Origin of the sequence: Rhodanobacter sp. OR87 (assembly GCF_000473345.1) — a bacterium.
GTDB lineage: Bacteria > Pseudomonadota > Gammaproteobacteria > Xanthomonadales > Rhodanobacteraceae > Rhodanobacter > Rhodanobacter denitrificans.
The window spans coordinates 117,451-137,111 of record NZ_AXBJ01000002.1 but is presented as its reverse complement, the minus strand read 5'-3'; the positions used below and the strand labels follow the sequence as shown (position 1 = coordinate 137,111).

The 19,661-nt window shown below is 70.3% G+C and carries 14 protein-coding genes; 7 read left to right on the top strand and 7 right to left on the bottom strand.

The genetic code is table 11. The features are described 5' to 3' along the window. Positions 1–39 precede the first annotated feature (39 nt). The 3 genes from RHOOR87_RS0102375 to RHOOR87_RS0102365 all read left to right on the top strand — a co-directional run bounded on the left by RHOOR87_RS0102375 (position 40) and on the right by RHOOR87_RS0102365 (position 5,244). Entirely contained in the window at positions 40–813 is a 774-nt protein-coding gene (locus tag RHOOR87_RS0102375; RefSeq protein ID WP_007513545.1) for an RDD family protein, read from the top strand. Positions 814–960: 147 nt separating this feature from the next. Continuing rightward, complete coding sequence (locus RHOOR87_RS0102370; RefSeq protein WP_027484113.1) at positions 961–3,288, top strand: Tex family protein; 2,328 nt, start codon at positions 961–963, stop codon at positions 3,286–3,288. Between the two features lie 114 nt (positions 3,289–3,402). Beyond that, the gene (locus RHOOR87_RS0102365) at positions 3,403–5,244 is read left to right on the top strand and encodes an autotransporter domain-containing protein (RefSeq protein WP_027484112.1); all 1,842 of its coding nucleotides are present in this window, start codon (positions 3,403–3,405) and stop codon (positions 5,242–5,244) included. 112 nt (positions 5,245–5,356) lie between these two features. Here the strand turns inward: RHOOR87_RS0102365 and RHOOR87_RS0102360 are convergent, their stop codons facing one another. The 7 genes from RHOOR87_RS0102360 to RHOOR87_RS0102330 form a co-directional block, all read right to left on the bottom strand. Then, complete coding sequence (locus RHOOR87_RS0102360; RefSeq protein ID WP_027484111.1) at positions 5,357–6,238, bottom strand: YbaY family lipoprotein; 882 nt, start codon at positions 6,236–6,238, stop codon at positions 5,357–5,359. A 170-nt stretch (positions 6,239–6,408) separates the two neighbouring features. Continuing rightward, the gene (gene purD, locus RHOOR87_RS0102355) at positions 6,409–7,707 is read right to left on the bottom strand and encodes a phosphoribosylamine--glycine ligase (RefSeq protein WP_015449006.1); all 1,299 of its coding nucleotides are present in this window, start codon (positions 7,705–7,707) and stop codon (positions 6,409–6,411) included. Between the two features lie 106 nt (positions 7,708–7,813). After that, the gene (locus tag RHOOR87_RS0102350) at positions 7,814–9,193 is read right to left on the bottom strand and encodes an AMP-binding protein (RefSeq protein ID WP_027484110.1); all 1,380 of its coding nucleotides are present in this window, start codon (positions 9,191–9,193) and stop codon (positions 7,814–7,816) included. Between the two features lie 128 nt (positions 9,194–9,321). After that, positions 9,322–9,894 carry a Sua5/YciO/YrdC/YwlC family protein gene (locus RHOOR87_RS0102345; RefSeq protein ID WP_027484109.1) on the bottom strand — a complete coding sequence of 191 codons (573 nt, stop codon included), beginning with the start codon at positions 9,892–9,894 and terminating at the stop codon, positions 9,322–9,324. Further along, on the bottom strand, positions 9,895–12,396 hold the full coding sequence (locus RHOOR87_RS0102340; RefSeq protein WP_027484108.1) for a DNA topoisomerase I: 2,502 nt from the start codon (positions 12,394–12,396) through the stop codon (positions 9,895–9,897). Positions 12,397–12,517: 121 nt separating this feature from the next. Continuing rightward, on the bottom strand, positions 12,518–13,693 hold the full coding sequence (gene dprA, locus RHOOR87_RS0102335) for a DNA-processing protein DprA (protein ID WP_043795270.1): 1,176 nt from the start codon (positions 13,691–13,693) through the stop codon (positions 12,518–12,520). 92 nt (positions 13,694–13,785) lie between these two features. Further along, positions 13,786–14,907 carry a LysM peptidoglycan-binding domain-containing protein gene (locus tag RHOOR87_RS0102330; protein WP_027484106.1) on the bottom strand — a complete coding sequence of 374 codons (1,122 nt, stop codon included), beginning with the start codon at positions 14,905–14,907 and terminating at the stop codon, positions 13,786–13,788. Positions 14,908–15,096: 189 nt separating this feature from the next. Between RHOOR87_RS0102330 and def the strand changes: the two genes are divergently transcribed. The 4 genes from def to RHOOR87_RS0102310 all read left to right on the top strand — a co-directional run bounded on the left by def (position 15,097) and on the right by RHOOR87_RS0102310 (position 19,642). After that, positions 15,097–15,606 carry a peptide deformylase gene (gene def / locus RHOOR87_RS0102325; protein WP_027484105.1) on the top strand — a complete coding sequence of 170 codons (510 nt, stop codon included), beginning with the start codon at positions 15,097–15,099 and terminating at the stop codon, positions 15,604–15,606. Between the two features lie 11 nt (positions 15,607–15,617). Then, positions 15,618–16,541 carry a methionyl-tRNA formyltransferase gene (gene fmt / locus RHOOR87_RS0102320; RefSeq protein ID WP_027484104.1) on the top strand — a complete coding sequence of 308 codons (924 nt, stop codon included), beginning with the start codon at positions 15,618–15,620 and terminating at the stop codon, positions 16,539–16,541. Further along, the gene (rsmB, locus tag RHOOR87_RS0102315) at positions 16,541–17,842 is read left to right on the top strand and encodes a 16S rRNA (cytosine(967)-C(5))-methyltransferase RsmB (protein ID WP_027484103.1); all 1,302 of its coding nucleotides are present in this window, start codon (positions 16,541–16,543) and stop codon (positions 17,840–17,842) included. Before fmt ends, rsmB begins: the two co-directional genes overlap by 1 nt. A 78-nt stretch (positions 17,843–17,920) precedes the next feature. Next, on the top strand, positions 17,921–19,642 hold the full coding sequence (locus tag RHOOR87_RS0102310; RefSeq protein ID WP_027484102.1) for a glycosyltransferase family 39 protein: 1,722 nt from the start codon (positions 17,921–17,923) through the stop codon (positions 19,640–19,642). Positions 19,643–19,661 lie beyond the last annotated feature (19 nt).

Genomic DNA, 19,661 nt, shown 5'->3' with positions numbered 1-19,661 from the left:
ATGGCATCATGCGCACTTTGACCAGCATGGGGGTGCGCGATGGAAATCTGGATCGGCCGCGACGGTGAACGGCATGGCCCGTACAAGGAAGACGACGTGCGCCAATGGCTGCGCAGCGGCCAGGTGAGCCCAGCCGACCTGGCCTGGCACGAAGGCCTGGCCGACTGGCAGCCGTTGTCGGTGCTGTTCCCCGACGTGGCGGTCGCGCCGCCGCCGGCAACCGCCAACCCCTACGCCGCACCGGCCGCCCCGCTGTTGCCGCAGACCACCGCCGCCGCGCTGGAAGACCACGCCGGTTTCTGGAAACGCGTGGCCGCCTATGTTCTCGACGCGATCGTGCTGTACATCCCGCAGGTGCTGATCGAGAAGGCCTTCGGCGGCGACGCGGCGAAGGCGGCGCTGAAGCAGGCCAGCCTCGACGCGGTCGGCAACCCCGACGCCATGATGGCCGCCAACATGCACTACTACTCCACGATGTGGCCGGCCATGCTGCTGATCGTGGTGCTCGGCGTGCTGTACTTCACCGTGTGTGAAAGCTCGGCCTGGCAGGGCACGCTGGGCAAGCTGGCACTGGGCATCCGGGTCACCGACCTGGAAGGCCGGCGGATCAGCTTCCTGCGCGCGCTGGGCCGCTACTTCGCCAAATTCCTCAGCGCCATCATCCTGGGCGTCGGTTTCCTGATGGTCGCCTGGACCCAGCGCAAGCAGGGCCTGCACGACATGGTCTGCGGCACCCTGGTGCTGAACGGCCGTGCCAGCGAGTTCAAAGCGAGCCCGTCGACGGCCGACAGCCGCAACTCGTTCAGCGCCTGAGCCGCTGACCCCACGACGGCGCCGCGGCCGATCCGCGGCGCCGTTCTTGTTTGCGCGGCGGTACCGCCACAGCCGCTTGGTATCATCGGCCGCTGCATTCTTCTTCATCCGGCGCATCACGCCGCCGACAGGAACCGATCACCACCCATGCTCAGCATCGAACAACGCATCGCCCACGACATCGCCGCGAAGACCGAACAGGTACGGGCGGCCGTCGACCTGCTCGACGGCGGCGCCACCGTGCCGTTCATCGCGCGCTACCGCAAGGAAGTCACCGGCGGCCTCGACGACACCCAGCTGCGCCTGCTGGAAGAGCGCCTGCGCTACCTGCGCGAGCTGGAAGAGCGGCGCGCGGCGATCCTGGCCAGTGTGGAAGAACAGGGCAAGCTCAGCGATGCGTTGAAAGCCGACCTGCTCGCCGCCGACACCAAGGCGCGGCTGGAGGACCTGTACCTGCCGTACAAGCCGAAGCGCCGCACCAAGGCGCAGATCGCCCGCGAGGCCGGACTGGAGCCGCTGGCGCTGGGTCTGCGCGAGGATCCCACGCGATCGCCGGAGACGTTCGCCGAGTCGTTCGTCGACGCGGAGAAAGGCGTCGCCGACGTGCGCGCCGCACTCGACGGTGCCCGCGCGATCCTGATGGAGTCGATCGCCGAGGACGCGCACCTGGTCGGCGAGCTGCGCGACTGGCTGTGGGCGCAGGGGCAGATCCGCGCGAAGGTGGTCGAGGGCAAGGAGCACGAGGGCGCCAAGTTCCGCGACTACTTCGATCACGTCGAGCCGATCGCGAAGATCCCCTCGCATCGTCTGCTGGCGCTGATGCGTGCGCGCAACGAGGGCGTGATCGAACTCGAGCTCGCGCCCGCCGCGGACAGCGAGCAGGGCCACGCCGAGGGCGAGGGCCGCGTCGCGGCGCATGCGAACATCCACCAACGCGGCCGTGCCGCCGACGCCTGGCTGCGCGAGACCGTGCGCCTGACCTGGCGGGTGAAGCTGCACCTGCATCTCACGCTCGATCTGTTCGGCCGTGTGCGCGAAGGCGCCGAGGACGAGGCGATCCGCGTGTTCGGCGACAACCTGAAAGACCTGATGCTGGCTGCGCCGGCCGGCGCCAAGACGGTGATGGGACTGGACCCGGGCATCCGCACCGGCTGCAAGGTCGCGGTGGTCGACGCCACCGGCAAGCTGCTGGCCACCGACACGATCTACCCGCTGGAACCGCGCCGGCAGTGGAGCGAATCGCTGGTGGCGCTGGCCAGGCTGTGCAAACAGCACAACGTGGACCTGATCGCGATCGGCAACGGCACCGGCTCGCGCGAGACCGACAAGCTGGCCGCCGAGCTGATCAGGAAGCTGCCCGAGGCGAAACTCTCGAAGATCGTGGTGAGCGAGGCCGGCGCCTCGGTGTATTCGGCGTCCGAGCTGGCGGCGAAGGAGTTTCCCGATCTCGACGTGAGCCTGCGCGGCGCCGTCTCGATCGCCCGCCGGCTGCAGGACCCGCTGGCCGAGCTGGTGAAGATCGAGCCCAAGGCGATCGGCGTGGGCCAGTACCAGCACGACGTCAACCAGATCAAGCTGGCGCGCGCGCTGGATGCGAAGGTGGAGGACTGCGTCAACGCGGTCGGCGTGGACGTGAACACCGCCTCGGCCGCGCTGCTCGCGCGCGTGGCCGGCCTGTCCGCTTCGGTGGCCGAGAACGTGGTGAAGCACCGCGATGCGAACGGCCCGTTCCCGAACCGCAAGGCGCTGCTGAAGGTGCCGCGACTCGGCGACAAGGCGTTCGAGCAGTGCGCCGGCTTCCTGCGCGTGCCCAGCGGCGACAATCCGCTGGATGCCAGCGCGGTGCATCCGGAAGCCTACCCGGTGGTCGAGCGGATCATCGCCCAGTGCGGCCGCGAGGTGCGCCACATCATCGGCGACAGCGGCTTCCTGCGCGGTCTCAAGCCCGAGCAGTTCACCGACGAGAAATTCGGCGTGCCGACCGTGCGCGACATCCTGAAGGAACTGGAAAAGCCCGGCCGCGACCCGCGCCCGGAATTCGTGGCGCCGAGCTTCGCCGAAGGCGTCGAGGACGTGAAGGACCTCCGGCCCGGCATGGTTCTGGAAGGCCGCGTCACCAATGTCGCCGCGTTCGGCGCGTTCGTCGACATCGGCGTGCACCAGGACGGCCTGGTGCACGTCTCGGCGTTGTCGCACACCTTCGTCAAGGATCCGCGCGACGCGGTGAAAGCCGGCGATATCGTCAAGGTCAAGGTGATGGAGGTGGACATCCCGCGCCAGCGCATCGGCCTCAGCATGCGCCTGGACGACGAACCTGGGCAGGCGCGCAGCGCCCGTCCGGGGACCGGCCGCGATGCCGGCGGCAGCCCGCGCGACAGCCGCGGCCCGCGCCCCGGCAGCGGCGCGCCCAAGCCCGCTGCCGCCCCGGCCAGCAACGCGTTCGCCGATGCGTTTGCGCGAGCGGGCAAGCGCTGAGCTGCCCAAGCCAGGACCGCGGGCGGCGGCGATGCGCTGCAGCATGCGGTTCCGTATGGAATGCCGTACCGTAACGTCCAGCTAACACGGCCATCCCGGCCGAGGAGTATCTGCATGCTTCGTACCCGCCATCTGGCCGGTGCCATCGCCACCGCCCTGCTGTTCAGCACGGCCGCCGCGGCCACCGATTTCAGCAACGTCATCGTCTTCGGTGACAGCCTGAGCGACAACGGCAACATTTCGCTGGCGACCGCGCCGACGATCCAGCCGCCGCTGCGCTTCACCACCAACCCGGGTACCACCGCGGCGGAGAACGTGGCGACGGGCCTGGGCTTCACGCTGGCGCCGTCGGCGGCCGGCGGCACCGATTACGCCTGGGGCGGCGCGGGCTTCGTCAACAACGTAGCGCCGGTGCCGACCATCGCGCAGCAGCTGCAGATGTACCTCGGCGCAAACGGCGGCAAGGCCGACTCGCGTGCGCTGTATCAGGTCTGGGGCGGCGCCAACGACATCTTCTATCTGAGCGGTGCGCTGACCGACCCGAACGCGATCGCCGCCGGCACCACCGGCGCGGCGCAGGCCGAGCTGGGCGTGCTCGGCGCGCTGCAGGCCGCCGGCGCGCGCTACGTGGTGGTCTACAACCTGCCCGACCTGGGCAAGACGCCCGCCTCCGCCGCCGGCGGCGCGGCCGCGCAGGCCGGCGCCAGCCAGCTCGCCGTGCTCTACAACGGCGTGCTCAACAGCGGGCTGGCGCAGTTGAGCGCCAACGGCCTGAACATCATTCCGGTGAATACCTTCGCCCTGCTCAACGAGGCGGTCGCGAACCCCGCGGCCTACGGCTTCAGCAACGTCACCACGCCGGCGTGCACCGGCAGTTCGATCCAGTGCGGCCCGCAGGGCTCGGGGCTGCCCTACAGCTACGCGGCGGGCACCGACCAGAGCTACCTGTTCGCCGATGGCGTGCATCCGACCACCGCCGCTCACGCGATGCTCAGCCAGTACGTGCTGTCGGTGATCCGTGCGCCGGAGCAGGTCTCGCTGCTCGGCGAAGCGCCGCTGGCCGCCAGCGCCACGCAGAACCGCGTCATGCGCGAGCAGATGCTGACCACCGGCAAGGATGGCGACGTGCGCACCTTCGTCAACATCGACTATGCCCGGCAGCGCTTCGACGCCACCGGCAATTCGCCGCGCACCAACAGCGACAACTTCAATTTCACCCTGGGCGCGAACTATTTCGCCGGCGAGCACGTCACCGCCGGCGTGGCGCTGGGTGTGGGCCAGCACAACGCCGACTTCTCCGGCGGTGGCGGCTACAAGCTGCAGGACGTCAGCGGCCTGGGCTATGTCGGTTACCACAACGGCGGTGGCTACGTGGGCGGCTACGTCAACTTCGGCCAGTCGAATTTCAAGGACATCGAACGCCGCATGAGCATCGGCGCCATGCAGCGCGCCGAAACCGGCAAGACCGACGGCTCGCACCTGGGCGGCGGCGTCACCGGCGGCTGGTGGTTCGATCTCACCGACAAGCTGCAGACCGGCCCGTTCGCCACCGTCGACTGGCAGACCGTGAAGATCAGCGGCTACGCCGAGAGCGGCAACGACAGCAGCGCCATGTGGTTCGGCCGGCAGCAGCGCGACTCGCTGCTATCCACGCTGGGCTGGCGCCTGCGCGGCCAGTGGCAGGTCAACAACCTAGTGATGTCGCCCTATGTCGAGCTGGGCTGGAACCACGACAGCAAGGCCGACCCGCGCATGGTCCGCGCCGGCCTGAACAGCATGAACGGCGGCTTCGCCCTGTCCGGCTTCAGCCCGGACCCGAGTTGGGGTACCGCGACGCTGGGCCTGTCCGCCCAACTCACCCCGAGCGTGCAGAGCTGGATCGGCTACAGCGGGCGCTTCGGCGACAACAGCCAGAAGTTCAACAGCGTCAACATGGGCGTGCGGATCAGTCTCTGATCCGCTCTGCCCAGCGGCCCGGCCTGGTCCGGGCCGCCCATGAAAAAGCCGTCCGCGGATGCGGACGGCTTTTTTTGTGGGCCAGCCCGCTCGACGCGGGAGCCCGGACGGCTTACTTGTTCTTGCCGCCGGTAGCCATGGCGAGGATCGCCACCGCCTGCTTCCTCAGCGTCGCCGCCACTGCCGGATCGAGCGGCTGCACGTCGCTGCCGACCTGGTGCTGCTTGAGTACCAGCGTGCCGTCGTCGCTCCAGCCGGCGCGGTCGATCGCGCTGGGTTTGCCGTCGCGGCTGGCCTTGGTTTCCTGCACGATCGCCCACGGCTTGCCGTCCTTGTAGGCATAGTCGGTGCTGGTGTAACCCTTGTCGCCGTAGTCGACCTCTTCGCGAATGTACTTCACCTCGCCGGCCTGGCGGAACAGCTGCCAACCGCGCGAATCACTGGCCTCCAGCTTGGTGCCATGGCTGATCTTCATGCCGCCGATCTGCGCCTTCGCCTCGGCGAACTCGGCCAGGATCTTCTCGCTGGGCGTCTGCTCGGCCAGCAGCTCGATCGCCACGCCGTCGTTCTTGCTGCCCTTGGCCAGCACCGGCGCCTGGATCGGCATGGTGTACTTGCGGTCGCCGTCGGTCAGGGACGCCTGGATCACGTACAGGTCGCCCGGCTTCACTTCGGCCGGGTTGAAGCTCAGCGTGAACGACTGCGGGAACGAACCGGCCGGCGAGGTCTTGCTGGCCAGCGGGGCGGAGCCCACGGCGGTGGACGACACGTCGGCCAGGTTCAGCACCAGGGTGGCGTTCGCCGACGGCGCGGGCGTGCCGGCGCGCAGCGTAATCGTGCCGCTCACCTGGCTCGGGACCGGCGCAGCGGCCGCAGCCGTGTTCGCGGAAGCGGGCGCCGCGGAGTCCGTCGACTGAGACGGATGGGAAGCGTTGTTGCAACCAGCCAGAGCCAGTGTCGCAACCGACATCAGCGACAAAACCGTCTTGCGCATGGGGAAACCTCATCAACGTGAAATCAAGCACGAGGCCGTTCAGGCGCTATGCGCCACGACTCTACGCGGGGGAAGTTCCAAGCATAGCCCAAAAAGCGCCGCCCGGAAAAGTCAAGTCATCCAATGGCCTACCATGCGGCGGCGTACGCGGCCCGCGACGGCGGCCCGGCTCAGCGGCGGTGCAAGGCTCGGTGTGCGATGTCACGGCGGCAGAATGCGCCGTCGTAATGGATCCGGCCGAGCGCGGCATACGCGCTTTCGCGCGCCGCGGCGAGGTCGCTGCCCAGTGCGCACACGGTCAGCACGCGGCCGCCGGTGGTGAGCACGCGCCCCGCCGGGTCGAGGCGGGTACCGGCGTGGAATACCTTGACGTCGGCCGCCAGCGCCACGTCGAGGCCGTCGATCGCGTCGCCCAGGCGCACCCGGCCCGGATAGCCGCCGGCCGCCATCACCACGCCGATCGCCGGGCGCGCGTCCCAACGCGCCCGGGTCTGTTCCAGCCGGCCGTCCAGCGCGGCGTCGATCAACTCGACCAGGTCGGACTTCAGCCGCAGCAGGATCGGCTGGGTTTCCGGGTCGCCGAAACGCACGTTGAACTCGATCACCTTCGGCGCGCCCGACTTGTCGATCATCAGGCCGGCATAGAGGAAGCCGATGAACGGCGCGCCCTCGGCCGCCATGCCGCGCAGGGTCGGCTCGATCACTTCCTTGAGGATGCGCTGCTCGACTTCCGGCGTGACCACCGGCGCCGGCGAATACGCACCCATGCCGCCGGTGTTCGGGCCGAGGTCGTTTTCGTCGCGGCGCTTGTGGTCCTGGCTGGAGGCCATCGGCAGCGCATGGCTGCCGTCGCTCATCACGATGTAGCTGGCTTCCTCGCCGTCGAGGAACTCCTCGATCACCACCCGCGCCGAGGCGTCGCCGAACGCGTGCGCGCCGAGCATGTCGTGCAGCGCCAGTTCCGCGTCGGCCAGGGTCAACGCCACCACCACGCCCTTGCCGGCGGCCAGGCCGTCGGCCTTGATCACGATCGGCGCGCCGCCGCTCTGATGGGCCTGCTCGCGCACGTAGGCCAGCGCCGGATTCAGTTCGGTGAACACCGCATAGTGCGCGGTGGGAATGTTGTGCCGCTGCAGGAAATCCTTGGCGAACGCCTTGGAGCCTTCCAGCTGCGCGGCGATCGCGCGCGGGCCGAAGATGCGCAGGCTGGCAGCGCGGAAACGGTCGACCACGCCGGCCACCAGCGGCACCTCGGGACCGACCACGGTCAGCCCGACCTTTTCGCGCTTCGCCAGCTGCAGCAGGCCATCGAGGTCGTCCGCCGCCACGTCGGCGTTGCGCACGCCCGGCTCGCGCGCGGTGCCGGCGTTGCCGGGCGCCACGATCACCTCGTCGACCTGCGGCGATTGCCCGAGCTTCCACGCCAGCGCATGTTCGCGACCGCCGCCGCCGATGACCAGGACCTTCATTGGGCTGCTCCGTGTGAGGCGCGCCACCCGGCGCAGCCCGGCATTGTAGCGGCTGCGCGCTCAGCCGACGGCAGCGAGGCCGCACGCCCTGGCGCGAGCCGGCGGCTCAATCGTCGTCGTGCTGGCCGAGCAGGGCCAGCAGCGCCGCGCGCGGCAGCTTGCCGGTCTCGTTGCGCGGCAAGGCCTCGACCAGCTTCAGCGGACGCGGCAGGAACAGCGGGTCGATCGCGCGGCGCAGGGCGTCGAGTATCGCGTGTGCATCCAGCCCCGGTGCCACCGCCAGCGCGGCAATCCGGTGCACGCCCAGCGCATCGCCGTCGTCGAGCTGGAACACCGCGCCGTCGCGCACGCCCGGGATCGCCAGCAGGCGCCGGGTAAGGTCGCCCAGCGAGGCGCGCTTGCCGGCGATCTCCAGCAGGTCGGCGTGGCGGCCGCACAGGCGGAAGCGGCGGCCGCCGTCGGACAGGCTCACGATGTCGGCCAGGGCCACCGGCGCGTCCAGCTGCGGCGCCTGCACCAGCGTGCCGTCCGGCTGCGGATGCAGGCTGGCACCGTCATACAGCGACCAGTCCTCGTCCACGGCGGGACGCCGGCTGGCGAACACGCAGGTCTCGGTGGAGCCGAACACCTCCAGCAGCGGTGCACCGAACCGCTGCTCGGCGCGGCGCGCCAGTTCCACCGGCAGCGGTGCGGTGGCCGACACCATCGCCGCGACCGGCGGCAGCGCGATGCCCGATTCCACCAGCGCGCGCAGGTGCACCGGCGTGGTCACCAGCACCCGCGGCGCCGGCACCTCGGCCAGCGCGGCGGCCACGTCGGCCGGAAAGAACGGCCGCCCGGCATGCACGCCGACGTCGCCCAGCAGCGGCAGCAGCACCGACATCTCCATGCCGTACATGTGCTGCGGCGGCACCGTGGCGACGATCTCGACACGCGGCCCGACCGCTGCGCGCAGCAGCGCCAGGTTGCCGGCGTTGCTGGCGTGGAAACTGCCCCAGGTCTTCAGGTTCGCGCCGGGCGCACCGGTGGAGCCGGAGGTATAGCCGATCGCCACCACCTGCCCGGCCGGGATCGACGGCCACGCGGCATCGGAATCGAGCGACGGCGCGGCATCCAGCGGCGGCAATTGCCGGTAGCCGCGCGGGGCCGGATCGAGCGCCTGCTCGCCCAGCGCATAGCAGCCCGGATGCGCCGCCATCACCTCGTCCACGGCCTGCGGCGCGCGCGAGGAGGGCAGCAGGTTCGCCTGGCCGCGCAGCACGATGGCGCAGAACGCCACCAGGAACGCATAGCGGTCCTCGCACAGGTTCACCGCCGCGGCGGCGGTCGGCAACTCCGCCGCCACCGCCTGCGCCTGCGCCAGGAAGCGCGCCGCGCTCACCGGCTCGCCGTGGCGCCAAGCCACCACCCGCGCGGGATCGTCTGCGCCGAGCAGCGGCAACCGCCGCGGCACCTCGCGCTGGTAGGTGTCATAGACGATGGCCACGCTGCGTTCTCCCTGGTCTTCGATTCGTCACGTCCCGCAGCATCGCGCCGCACGCCGAACGGCGGCATGAACGGCAGCCGCCGGCGCCTCGCGCCGGTTCAGCCGATCCGGCACGCCCCCCGGAGCGCTCAGGCGCGGATGATAGCGCCCGACAGCGCGTCGCGGATCACCGTGGGGCTGGCCTGGCCGCCCAGCGGGGCGTCCAGCAGGCCATCCAGCGCGTCGCCGAAGTAGCCCGCCACGGTCTGCGCCGTGCGCGCCGGCGGCTGGCCGTGCGGATTGGCGCTGGTCGACACCAGCGCGCCGCCGAACGCGCGGCACAACGCGGCGGCCGGTGCGTGCGCGGTGACCCGCAGCGCGATCCCGGCATGCGCGCCGGCGACCCACGCCGGCACCTCGGCCGAGCGCGGGAAGATCCAGGTGTGCGGGCCGGGCCAGCTCGATCGCACCTCCCGCAGCACCTCCGCCGGCACCGCGGCCAGTTCGATGTAGCGCTCGACCTGGGCGAAATCCGCGGCGATCAACAGCACGCCCTGGGTCGCCGGGCGCTGCTTCAACGCGAAGATTTTCTCGAAGGCGACGCGGTCATGTGGATCGCCGCCGAGGCCGAACACCGCCTCGGTGGGGTAGGCCAGCACACCGCCGCCATGCAGCAGCGCGGCGGCGGCGTCGAGTTCGGCCAAAGTGAAGCGCTGCAGCACTCAGGCTCCGGTTTTGCTGGTCGCGGGCCTCTTTGCAGCGGCCTTCTTGGTGGCGGTCTTCTTTGCCGCCGTCTTCTTCGCCGGGGTCTTTTTCGCCGCAACCTTCTTGCTGGCGGCCTTCTTCACCGCCGTCTTTTTTGCCGGCGCCGCCTTCTTCGCGGCCGCCTTCCTGGTCGCGCCCTTCTTGCCGAAGCGACCCGGCTTGCGTGCCGGTGCGGCCGCCAGCAGCTCCAGGCACTGCGCCTCGGTCAGCTCCTTCGGCTCCTGCTCCTTCGGGATGCGCGCGTTCTTCTCGCCGTCGGTGATGTAGGCGCCGTAGCGGCCGTTCAGCACCTGCACGCCGTTGCCGAAATCGAGGATCAGCCGGTTCGCCAGCATCTCGAGTTTCTCCTGCACGATCTGCAGCGCGCGCGGCAGTTCGATCGTGTACGGGTCGTCCTCGGGCTTCAGCGAGGCATAGGTGCCGCCCTGCTTGACGAACGGGCCGAAGCGGCCGATCGCCACGCTGACTTCCTCGCCGTTCGGCGCGCTGCCCAGCTGGCGCGGCAGCTTGAACAGCTCCAGCGCCTCGGCCAGGGTGATCGTGTGCATGCTCTGGCCCGGGCGCAGGCTGGCGAAGGTGGGCTTGTCCGCGTCGTCCTTGGTGCCGATCGCCGCATACGGCCCGAACCGGCCCAGCCGCACCGAGACCGGCTTGCCGGTCTTCGGGTCGCTGCCGAGCTCGCGCGCGCCGGTGGCCTCGCTGCGGTCGACCGATTCGGTCTTCTCCTCCACCTGCTGCTTGAACGGCTGCCAGAAGCGCTGCATCAGCGGCACCCACGCCTCCTCGCCGCGGCTGACCGCGTCGAGCTCGTCCTCGAGCTTGGCGGTGAAGTCGTAGTCGACGTAGCGGGTAAAGTGCTGGGTGAGGAACTTGCTGACCGCGCGGCCCACGTCCGTCGGCTTGAAGCGGCGGCTGTCGAGGAACACGTACTCGCGGTTCTGCAGCACCTGGATGATGCTGGCATAGGTCGACGGCCGGCCGATGCCGTATTCCTCCAGCGCCTTGACCAGGCTCGCCTCGGAATAGCGCGGCGGCGGTTCGGTGAAGTGCTGGTCGGCGACGATATCGTGTAGCGGCACCTGCTCGTCCACCGCCAGCCGCGGCAGGCGGCGGCCTTCATCGTCGTCCTCGGCATTCTTCTGGTCGCGGCCTTCCTCGTACACGGCGAGGAAACCCGGGTCGACCACGGTGGTGCCGCTGGAACGGAACGCGGCGTCGCCACCGGCGGCGTCGCGCACGGCGAATTCCACCGTCACGGTGTTCAGCGTGGCATGGATCATCTGGCAGGCCACCGTGCGCTTCCAGATCAGCTCGTACAGCTTGCGCTGGTCGTCGTTGAGGAAGGCGGCCACCGATTTCGGCGTGTGCATCGCCGAGGTCGGGCGGATCGCCTCATGCGCTTCCTGCGCGTTCTTCGACTTGGTCTTGTACACCTGCGGCGCGTCCGGCAGCGCGTGGCCGCCGAAGTCGCGGGCGATCAGCTGGCGCAGCTCGGCCACCGCATCCTCGCCGAGCATGGTGGAGTCGGTACGCATGTAGGTGATCAGGCCGACATTGCCCTCGCTGCCCAGCGCCACGCCCTCGTACAGGCCCTGCGCCACCTTCATCGTGCGGCTGGTGGTGAAGCCGAGCTTGCGCGCCGCCTCCTGCTGCAGGGTGGAGGTGGTGAACGGCGCGGCCGGGCGGCGCTTGCGCTCCTTCGAACTGACCTCGCTGACCGTGAGGCGGCCGCGCGCGGCCTGCTTCAGCGCCTCGCGGGCGGCCTGCGCGTCCGCTTCGCTGGTGAGGTCGAACTGCTCGAACTTCTTGCCGTTGAGCCTGGACAGGCGCGCGGCGAAATCGCCCTCGGCGTGCTTCAGCTGGGCCTCGATGGTCCAGTACTCGCGCGCCTTGAACGCCTCGATCTCGTCTTCCCGCTCGACGATCATGCGCAGCGCCGGCGACTGCACGCGGCCGGCGGAAAGCCCGCGCTGCACCTTGCGCCACAGCACCGGCGACAGGTTGAAGCCGACCAGGTAGTCCAGCGCCCGGCGCGCCTGCTGCGCATCGACCAGGTCGTGCGACAACTGCCGCGGCGCGGCCACCGCGGCCTTGATCGCCTTCGGCGTGATCTCGGAGAACACCACCCGGTGCAGCTGCTTGCCCTTGGTCAGGCCGCGCTCCTTCAGGATCTCGCTGATGTGCCAGCTGATCGCCTCGCCTTCGCGATCCAAGTCGGTCGCCAGATAGATGTCGTCGGCCAGCTTGGCCGCCTTGGCGATCGCGTCGACGTGCTTCTCGTTGCGCTCGATGATCTCGTAGGCCATGGCGAAACCGTGCTCGGTGTCGACCGCGCCCTCCTTCGGCTTCAGGTCGCGCACATGACCGTAGGAGGCGAGGACCTGGAAGTCCTTGCCCAGGTATTTGTTGATCGTCTTGGCCTTGGCCGGTGATTCGACGATGAGCAGGTTTTTTGCCATGAAGCTGGATATCCAAAGGTGAACCACCGGCGCTTCCGTGCCGGACATATATATAGTTGAAACCATGCCGCGCCGACGACTGTCAAGCCCGGCCGCACCGCAGGCGTCGCCCGACGGCCGTTCAGCCGCCGGGCAATCGCTGGTAGCGGTTGCCCGGCAGGCTCGCCACCCTGGCCTCCAGCTCCAGGATCATCAGCATCGAGGAAAGTGCGGCGGCCGACCGCCCGGTACGCCGTACAAGTTCATCCAACGTCGCCGGTTCATGACCAAGTTCGGTCAAAAGCCGTCGATACCCGGTGTCGCCATCTGCCTCGGCGGGCCCCGGGGCGACACCATCGTCACTCGCGACCCGCGGCGGCCCGGCCACCGCGCCGCCAGTCGCACCCAGCCGCGCGGCCAGCTCGCCGCCAAGCATGCGCGCTGCCGGCGTCAATGTCTCGACAATCTCGGTCGCGCTCTCCACCAGCCGGGCGCCGTCGCGGATCAATCGGTGGCAACCGCGGGCCAGCGGGTGGTGGATGGAACCGGGCAGCGCGAATACCTCGCGGCCCTGTTCGGCGGCCAGTCGGGCGGTAATCAGCGAGCCCGAACGCAGGCCCGCCTCGACCACCAGCGTGCCCAGCGCGAGCCCGGCGATGATCCGGTTGCGCCGCGGGAAGTGATCCGGGCGCGCCGGCGTGCCGGGCGGAAACTCGCTGACCAGCGCCCCCTGCGCGGCGAGCCGCCGGGCCAGCGCGTGGTGCCTGCGCGGGTACACCCGATCCGGCCCGGTGCCGACCACCGCGAGCGTCTTCGCGCCGGCATCCAGCGCGGCCGCATGGGCGGCACCGTCGATGCCGTCGGCCATGCCGCTGGTGATCGCGAAACCGGCCTCCGTCAGCGCCAGCGCAAACGCCCGGGCATGCGCGAGACCCACCGCGCTGGCACCGCGCGCGCCCACGATCGCCACCTGCGGATACAGCAGCAGCCCGGCGTCGCCGACCACGAACAGCACCGCCGGCGGCTGCGGAATGTGCTCCAGTTGCGGCGGAAAATCCACTTCGGTACAGCGCAGCAGCCGATGTCCGGGTTCGGCCAGCCAGGCCAGGTCGGCGGCCAGCTGCACTTCGTCGGGCCGGGCCAGCCAGGCGCGGGCCGGCTCGCCAAGCCGGGCCGCGTCGCGGCTCAACTGCGCCAGCGCGGCGCGGATGTCGCCGCCGGCCGCATCCAGCCGCTCGCGCAGGCCGCCGGGGCCGAGGCCGGGCGTGCGCAAGGCGAGCAGCCAGGCGCGCAGTTCATCGCGATCATCCATGGTCATGGCGGCAGTTTACGCAGTGGCCCGCAAAGAAAACGGCGCGGTGGGAACCGCGCCGTGCTGTAGGCAGATGCCGCGGTGGTGCCTGCCGGCACTTACTCCGGCATGACCAGGCGGGCGCCGACGTGCACCGGCCGCAGGCCATCCATCACCAGGCCGTAGCTGACCCGGTCGAAGGTGCGGAACACCATCACGTGGCCAATGTACTCGTCGGGCAATTTGACCTTCTCGCCCACTCCGCGCCGCCAGCTGTTGCTGGCCACGTCGTCGTGGATCGTCTCGCCGGGCTGCATCATCGTGTAGGTCTGGCCATTCTCGACGCCGTCCTTCGCGCCGATCGACAACATCACCACCTGGCGCGGACCGGCCGCGTCCATCGCGTCGGCGAAGCCGATCACCTTGGCGTTGGCCGGCACCGACTTCGGCGCATGCGGGTAGTAGTAGGCGTCGTACGGCGACTCGTCCAGCGGCATGATGCGGTCGCCGCTGCGGATCTCCTGGGTGGCGCCGAGCAGCAGCAGGGTCGCCGGATCGCCGGTGCGCAGTGTCTCGGCGGTGCCGATCACGCTGACCTCGACGCCGAGGTCGTCGCCCTTGCCGTAGTGGCCGTCGTTGCGGGAATCCTCGCGCCACGGCGCATTGACCATCGCCGCGTTGCTGTCCAGGTCGTGCGCGACCAGGTCGGCGCTGGCCGCGTCACCCTGGTCGAAGCCGCGGAACACGTGGCTGGGCCGCACGATCGCCCAGCGCTGGCCGGCCTCGCCCTGCAGGCCGCGCACATAGATGTTCTGGCCGACCGCGCCACGCAGGCGCGCTTCCTCGAGGCCGACCACGTACGGCGCGGAGCTGACCGCATTCGAGTCCATCACCCGCAGGTCCTTCAGGAACATCTTCAGCTCGGACAGCGGGATCGCCGGCACCGCCTCGCCCTCGCGATGCACGCTCGGCTGCAGGCCCAGGCGCGGCCCGTTGATGAAGGACAGGTTGAGCACGTCGCCGGGGTAGATCAGGTGCGGATTGCGCACCTGCGGATTGGCCTGCCAGATTTCCGGCCACAGCCACGGTTTGGACAGGAACTTGGCGGAGATGTCCCAGAGCGTGTCGCCCCGACGCACGGTATAGCTGTCGGGATGATCGGCCCGCAGTTGCGCACCGGCCGCATAGACGGCCACGGTGACCAGCATGCCGGCCAGCAACACGATAATTTTCTTGATCATTGGCGGGAATCCCCCTTCCCCAGGTGCTCGGCCGAGTGTAACCGAATGGTTAATGCGCGCAACAGGCGCGAGTTGGCAAAAATCGTCTGTACTCGGGCGCTTGCCGACGTACAATAAGACACATTCTAGATGGCGCCGCGGGTGGTTTTTTACCAAATCGCCCGCACTTTCGGCGCCGAGGTGATGCCCGTGTCCATCCTTCCCATCCTTGAATTCCCCGACCCCCGGCTGCGCACCCGTGCCGCGCCGGTGAGCGTGTTCGACGCGAAGCTGAAGCAGTTCGTCGCCGACCTGTTCGAGACCATGTACGCCGCCAACGGCGTCGGCCTGGCCGCCACCCAGGTCAACGTGCACCAGCGCGTGCTGGTGATCGATATGAGCGAGGAGCGCAACCAGCCGCTGGTGCTGATCAACGCCGAGATCGTGGCGAAGGACGGCGCCCAGGTCTACCAGGAGGGCTGCCTGTCCTTCCCCGGCCTGTACGCCGACGTGACCCGCGCGCTGAGGGTGAGGGTGAAGGCGCAGGACGTCGACGGCAAGGCCGTCGTCCACGAGGCCGAAGGCCCGCTGGCGGTGGCCGTGCAGCACGAGATGGACCACCTGGAAGGCAAGGTGTTCGTGGATTACCTGTCCCCGCTGAAACGTTCGCTGCTGCTGAAGCGCCTGGACAAACAGCGCAAGCAGGCGGCCAGCGCTTGAGCGGCCGGCGCCTGCGGGTCGTCTTCGCCGGCACCCCCGAGTTCTCCGTTCCTTGTCTCGAGGCCTGCCGTGCCAGCGGCGCCGAGGTGGTGGCCGTCTATACCCAGCCCGACCGCCCCGCCGGCCGCGGCCGCCAGCTCGCGGAGAGTCCGGTGAAACGGGCCGCGCTGGCCACCGGCCTCGCGGTCGAGCAGCCCGAATCGCTGAAACCCGCCGAGGTACAGCAGCGGCTCGCCGACTACCGTCCCGACCTGCTGGTGGTGGTGGCCTACGGCCTGATCCTGCCGCGCAAGGTGCTGGCGATTCCACGCCTCGGCTGCTGGAACGTACACGCCAGCGTGCTGCCGCGCTGGCGCGGCGCCGCGCCGATCCAGCGCGCGATCCTGGCCGGCGATGCCGAGAGCGGCGTCGACCTGATGCGGATGGAGGCGGGCCTGGATACCGGCCCGGTGCTGCTCGAACGGCGCACGCCGATCGGCCGCGACGACACCGGCGGCTCGCTGCACGACCGCCTCGCCACGCTGGGCGCGGAGGTGCTGGCCGAGGGCCTGCGCCGCACGCTGGCCGGCGAGACACTGGCCGCCACGCCGCAGCCAGAAACCGGCGTGACCTACGCGCACAAGCTGGACAAGGCCGAGGCGAAGCTCGATTTCAGCCGCTCCGCGATCGAACTGGAGCGCCAGGTGCGCGCGTTCGACCCGTGGCCGGTGGCCGCAGGCGAAATCGCCGGCGAACCGCTGCGGATCTGGGCCGCCCGCGCGATCGAGGCGGACCACCACGCCGCGCCGGGCAGCGTGCTGGCCGCCGGGCGCGACGGCATCGACCTCGCCTGCGGGCAGGGCGCGCTGCGCGTCACCACGGTGCAGCGCGCCGGCGGCAGGCGTATCGGCGCGGCCGACTACCTCAACGCCCGTCCCGAATTGCGGCGCGGCTGATGAAGGCCGACACCCGCGCGCTGGCCGCCAAAGGGCTCGCCGAGGTGGCCCTGCGCGGCGCCTCGCTGCGCGACGTGATGGAGCGTTCCGCGCCCAGGCTGGCCGACCCACGCGACCGCGCCCTGCTGATGGCTCTGCTCAGCGAAGGCGCGCGCTGGTGGCTGCGTTTCGATCCGGCGGTCGACGGCCTGCTGGAAAAATCGCTGCGGCACAAGGACCCGGCCGTGCACGCGCTGCTGGTGCTGGGACTGGTCCAGCTGGAGATCCTCGAACTTGCGGACTACGCCGCGGTGGCCGCCACGGTCGAGGCGGTGCGCGCGCTCAAGCGGCCGCAACTGGCCGGCCTGGTCAACGCCGTGCTGCGGCGCTGGCAGCGCGAACGCGAAAGCCTGCTGGCGAAACTCGATGCCCGGCCGCAGACCCGCCACGCGCACCCGGCCTGGCTGGCCGCGGCGCTTGCGCGCGACTGGCCGCTGCAGGCCGAGGCGGTGATGGCCGCCGACAACGCCGAACCGCCGCTGATGCTGCGTGTCAACCGCCGGCGCAGCACGCGCGAGGCGCTGGCCGCCCGGCTGCAGACCGCTGGCTACACCGCCACTGCGCATCCGTGGCTGAGCGACGCGCTGGTGCTGCCGCACAGCAGCGATGTCACCCGCCTGCCCGGCTTCGAGGATGGCCTGTTCGCGGTGCAGGACGGCGCCGCGCAAGCAGCTGCCGACCTGGCCGACCTGCACGACGACCTGCGCGTGCTGGATGCCTGCGCCGCCCCCGGCGGCAAGGCCTGCCACCTGCTCGAACGCGCCGACATCGACCTCACCGCGCTGGAGTTCGACGCGCCGCGCGCCGAACGCATCCGCCAGAACCTGATGCGTCTGCGCCTGGACGCGAAAATCGTGGTCGGCGACGCCGGCGCGCCGAAGGGCTGGTGGAAGGATCGGCCGTTCGACCGCATCCTGCTCGACGCGCCGTGCTCGGCCAGCGGCGTGCTGCGCCGCCGGCCGGACGTGCGCTTGCACCGGCGCGAGAGCGACATCACCGCGATGCACGCACAGCAGCGTCGCCTCCTGTCCGCGCTGTGGCCGCTGCTGGCGCCGGGCGGGCGGCTGCTCTACGTCACCTGCTCGGTGCTGCGCGCGGAGAACGAGGCGATCGTCGGCGAACTGCTCGCGGCACAAACCGATGCGCAGGCGCTGGCGTTCACCCTGCCGGCGGGCCAGCCCGCTGCGCTGGGCTGGCAGATCCTGCCCGGCGACGGCGACCTCGACGGCATGTACTACGCGGTGCTGCAAAAGTCCCGCTGAGCCCTCCATGAGGTCGGCATACCACCGCCGGGCTATGCTTGGCACTCCCCCGACCCCCGCCGACGGAACGCCCCACCCGTGAATCCCTGCGCATCCTTGTCCCATGCGCGCCCGCTGTGGCTGCGCAGCGCCCGCGCGGAGCTGCTGCTGTTCGGCGTGTTCGCGCTGCTGCTGCTCGGCCTCGGCATCGGCTTGCGCGACCCGTGGCCGTCCGACGAACCGCGCTTCGCGCTGGTGGCGCAGTGGATGGTCGAGCACGGCCAGTGGCTGTTCCCGCACCGTGGCCACGAGCTGTACCCGGACAAGCCGCCGGTGTTCATGTGGCTGCAGGCGCTCAGCTATTTCCTCACCCACCACTGGCGCATCGCCTTCCTGCTGCCCTCGCTGCTCGCCGCGCTGGGCGCGCTGGCGCTGGTCTACGACCTGGCACGCCGGCTGTGGAACCACCGCAGCGCGCTGCTGGCCGCGGCCACGCTGCTGGTCACCATCCACTTCACCTACCAGATGCGCAATGCGCAGATCGACCCGCTGCTGCTGGGCTGGATCACCCTGGCCAACTACGGCCTGCTGCGCCACCTGCTGCTGGGGCCGTCGTGGCGCTGGTTCGCCGTGGGGTGCTTCTTCGCCGGCTTGGGCGTGGCGACCAAGGGCGTCGGGGTGCTGGCGCTCTTGATGCTGCTGCCGTACCTGGTCGCGCGCCGCGGCCACTGGCGCCAGTTGGCGCTGCCGGTCGGCGGCTGGCGCTGGGCCGGCGGCCTGGCGCTGTTCTTCGTGCCGATCCTGGGTTGGCTGCTGCCGATGCTGCTGGTCGCCCATGCCGACGGCGATCCGCAGCACGCCGCGTACGTGCAGAACATCCTGTTCGGGCAGACCGTGCACCGCTACGCCACGCCGACCGGACACCTCCACTCGCCGTTCTACTTCCTCGGCATCATCGTCGTCGACTGGCTGCCGCTGTCGCTGCTGCTGCCATGGGCGCTGCCGGCATGGTGGCGCCGGCTGCAGCGGCGCGACGCGCGCTTCCTGCTGCCGCTGGGCTGGATCGTGCTGATGTTGCTGTTCTTCTCGTTCAGCCCGGGCAAGCGCGACGTCTACATCCTGCCGGCGCTGCCGATGACCGCGCTGGCGCTGGCACCGCTGCTGCCCGGCCTGCTGCGCCGGCGCGGCGTGCGCCTCGCGGTGTGCGCGCTGACCGTGCTGCTGGCCGGCGCGCTGACCGCCGCCGCCGCGCTGGCGATCCATCGTCATCCGGCCTGGGCGGTGAAGATCGAGCAGAGTCTCGATCCGCAGATCTGGTGGATGCTGCTGGCCATCGGCGCGGCTGGCCTGGTCATCGTGGCGCTGACCCGGGTGCGCCGCGCGCCGCTGGGCTGGCTGCTGTTCGCCGGTGTGCTGTGGAGCGTGTATGGGCTGTGGGGCTATCCGATGCTCAACGGTGACCGCTCGGCGCGCGACGTGATGGTGCAGGCGCGCGCCATGGCCGGCCCCGACGCCACCATCGGCCTGCTCGCCTGGAAGGAGCAGAACCTGCTGATGGCCGCGGGGCCGGTCGCCGAGTTCGGCTTCCTGAAACCGTGGCCGCAGCAATATGCCGAGGCGATCGCCTGGCAGCGGCAGGACCCGGCGCATCGCTGGATCTTCAGCCTCGACGAGGCGATGGGCGCCTGCGTGGACCGCCATCGCGCTACCTACGTCGGCCACGCCAACCGCCGCGAGTGGTGGATGTTCCAGGCCAACGCGGTGGTGCCCGGCTGCGTGCCCGGCGCCAGCGCGGACCCGCAGGCCGACGACACGCTCTGAACAAAAGCGCAGCACCCAT

What these genes read in the sequence shown, in the direction of transcription:
- RHOOR87_RS0102360 (WP_027484111.1), bottom strand. Translation starts at nt 6,238, where the DNA reads ATGCGCAAGACGGTTTTGTCGCTGATGTCGGTTGCGACACTGGCTCTG.
- rsmB (WP_027484103.1), top strand. Translation starts at nt 16,541, where the DNA reads ATGAAGGCCGACACCCGCGCGCTGGCCGCCAAAGGGCTCGCCGAGGTG.
- RHOOR87_RS0102365 (WP_027484112.1), top strand. Translation starts at nt 3,403, where the DNA reads ATGCTTCGTACCCGCCATCTGGCCGGTGCCATCGCCACCGCCCTGCTG.
- dprA (WP_043795270.1), bottom strand. Translation starts at nt 13,693, where the DNA reads ATGACCATGGATGATCGCGATGAACTGCGCGCCTGGCTGCTCGCCTTG.
- RHOOR87_RS0102370 (WP_027484113.1), top strand. Translation starts at nt 961, where the DNA reads ATGCTCAGCATCGAACAACGCATCGCCCACGACATCGCCGCGAAGACC.
- RHOOR87_RS0102340 (WP_027484108.1), bottom strand. Translation starts at nt 12,396, where the DNA reads ATGGCAAAAAACCTGCTCATCGTCGAATCACCGGCCAAGGCCAAGACG.
- purD (WP_015449006.1), bottom strand. Translation starts at nt 7,707, where the DNA reads ATGAAGGTCCTGGTCATCGGCGGCGGCGGTCGCGAACATGCGCTGGCG.
- RHOOR87_RS0102330 (WP_027484106.1), bottom strand. Translation starts at nt 14,907, where the DNA reads ATGATCAAGAAAATTATCGTGTTGCTGGCCGGCATGCTGGTCACCGTG.
- RHOOR87_RS0102375 (WP_007513545.1), top strand. Translation starts at nt 40, where the DNA reads ATGGAAATCTGGATCGGCCGCGACGGTGAACGGCATGGCCCGTACAAG.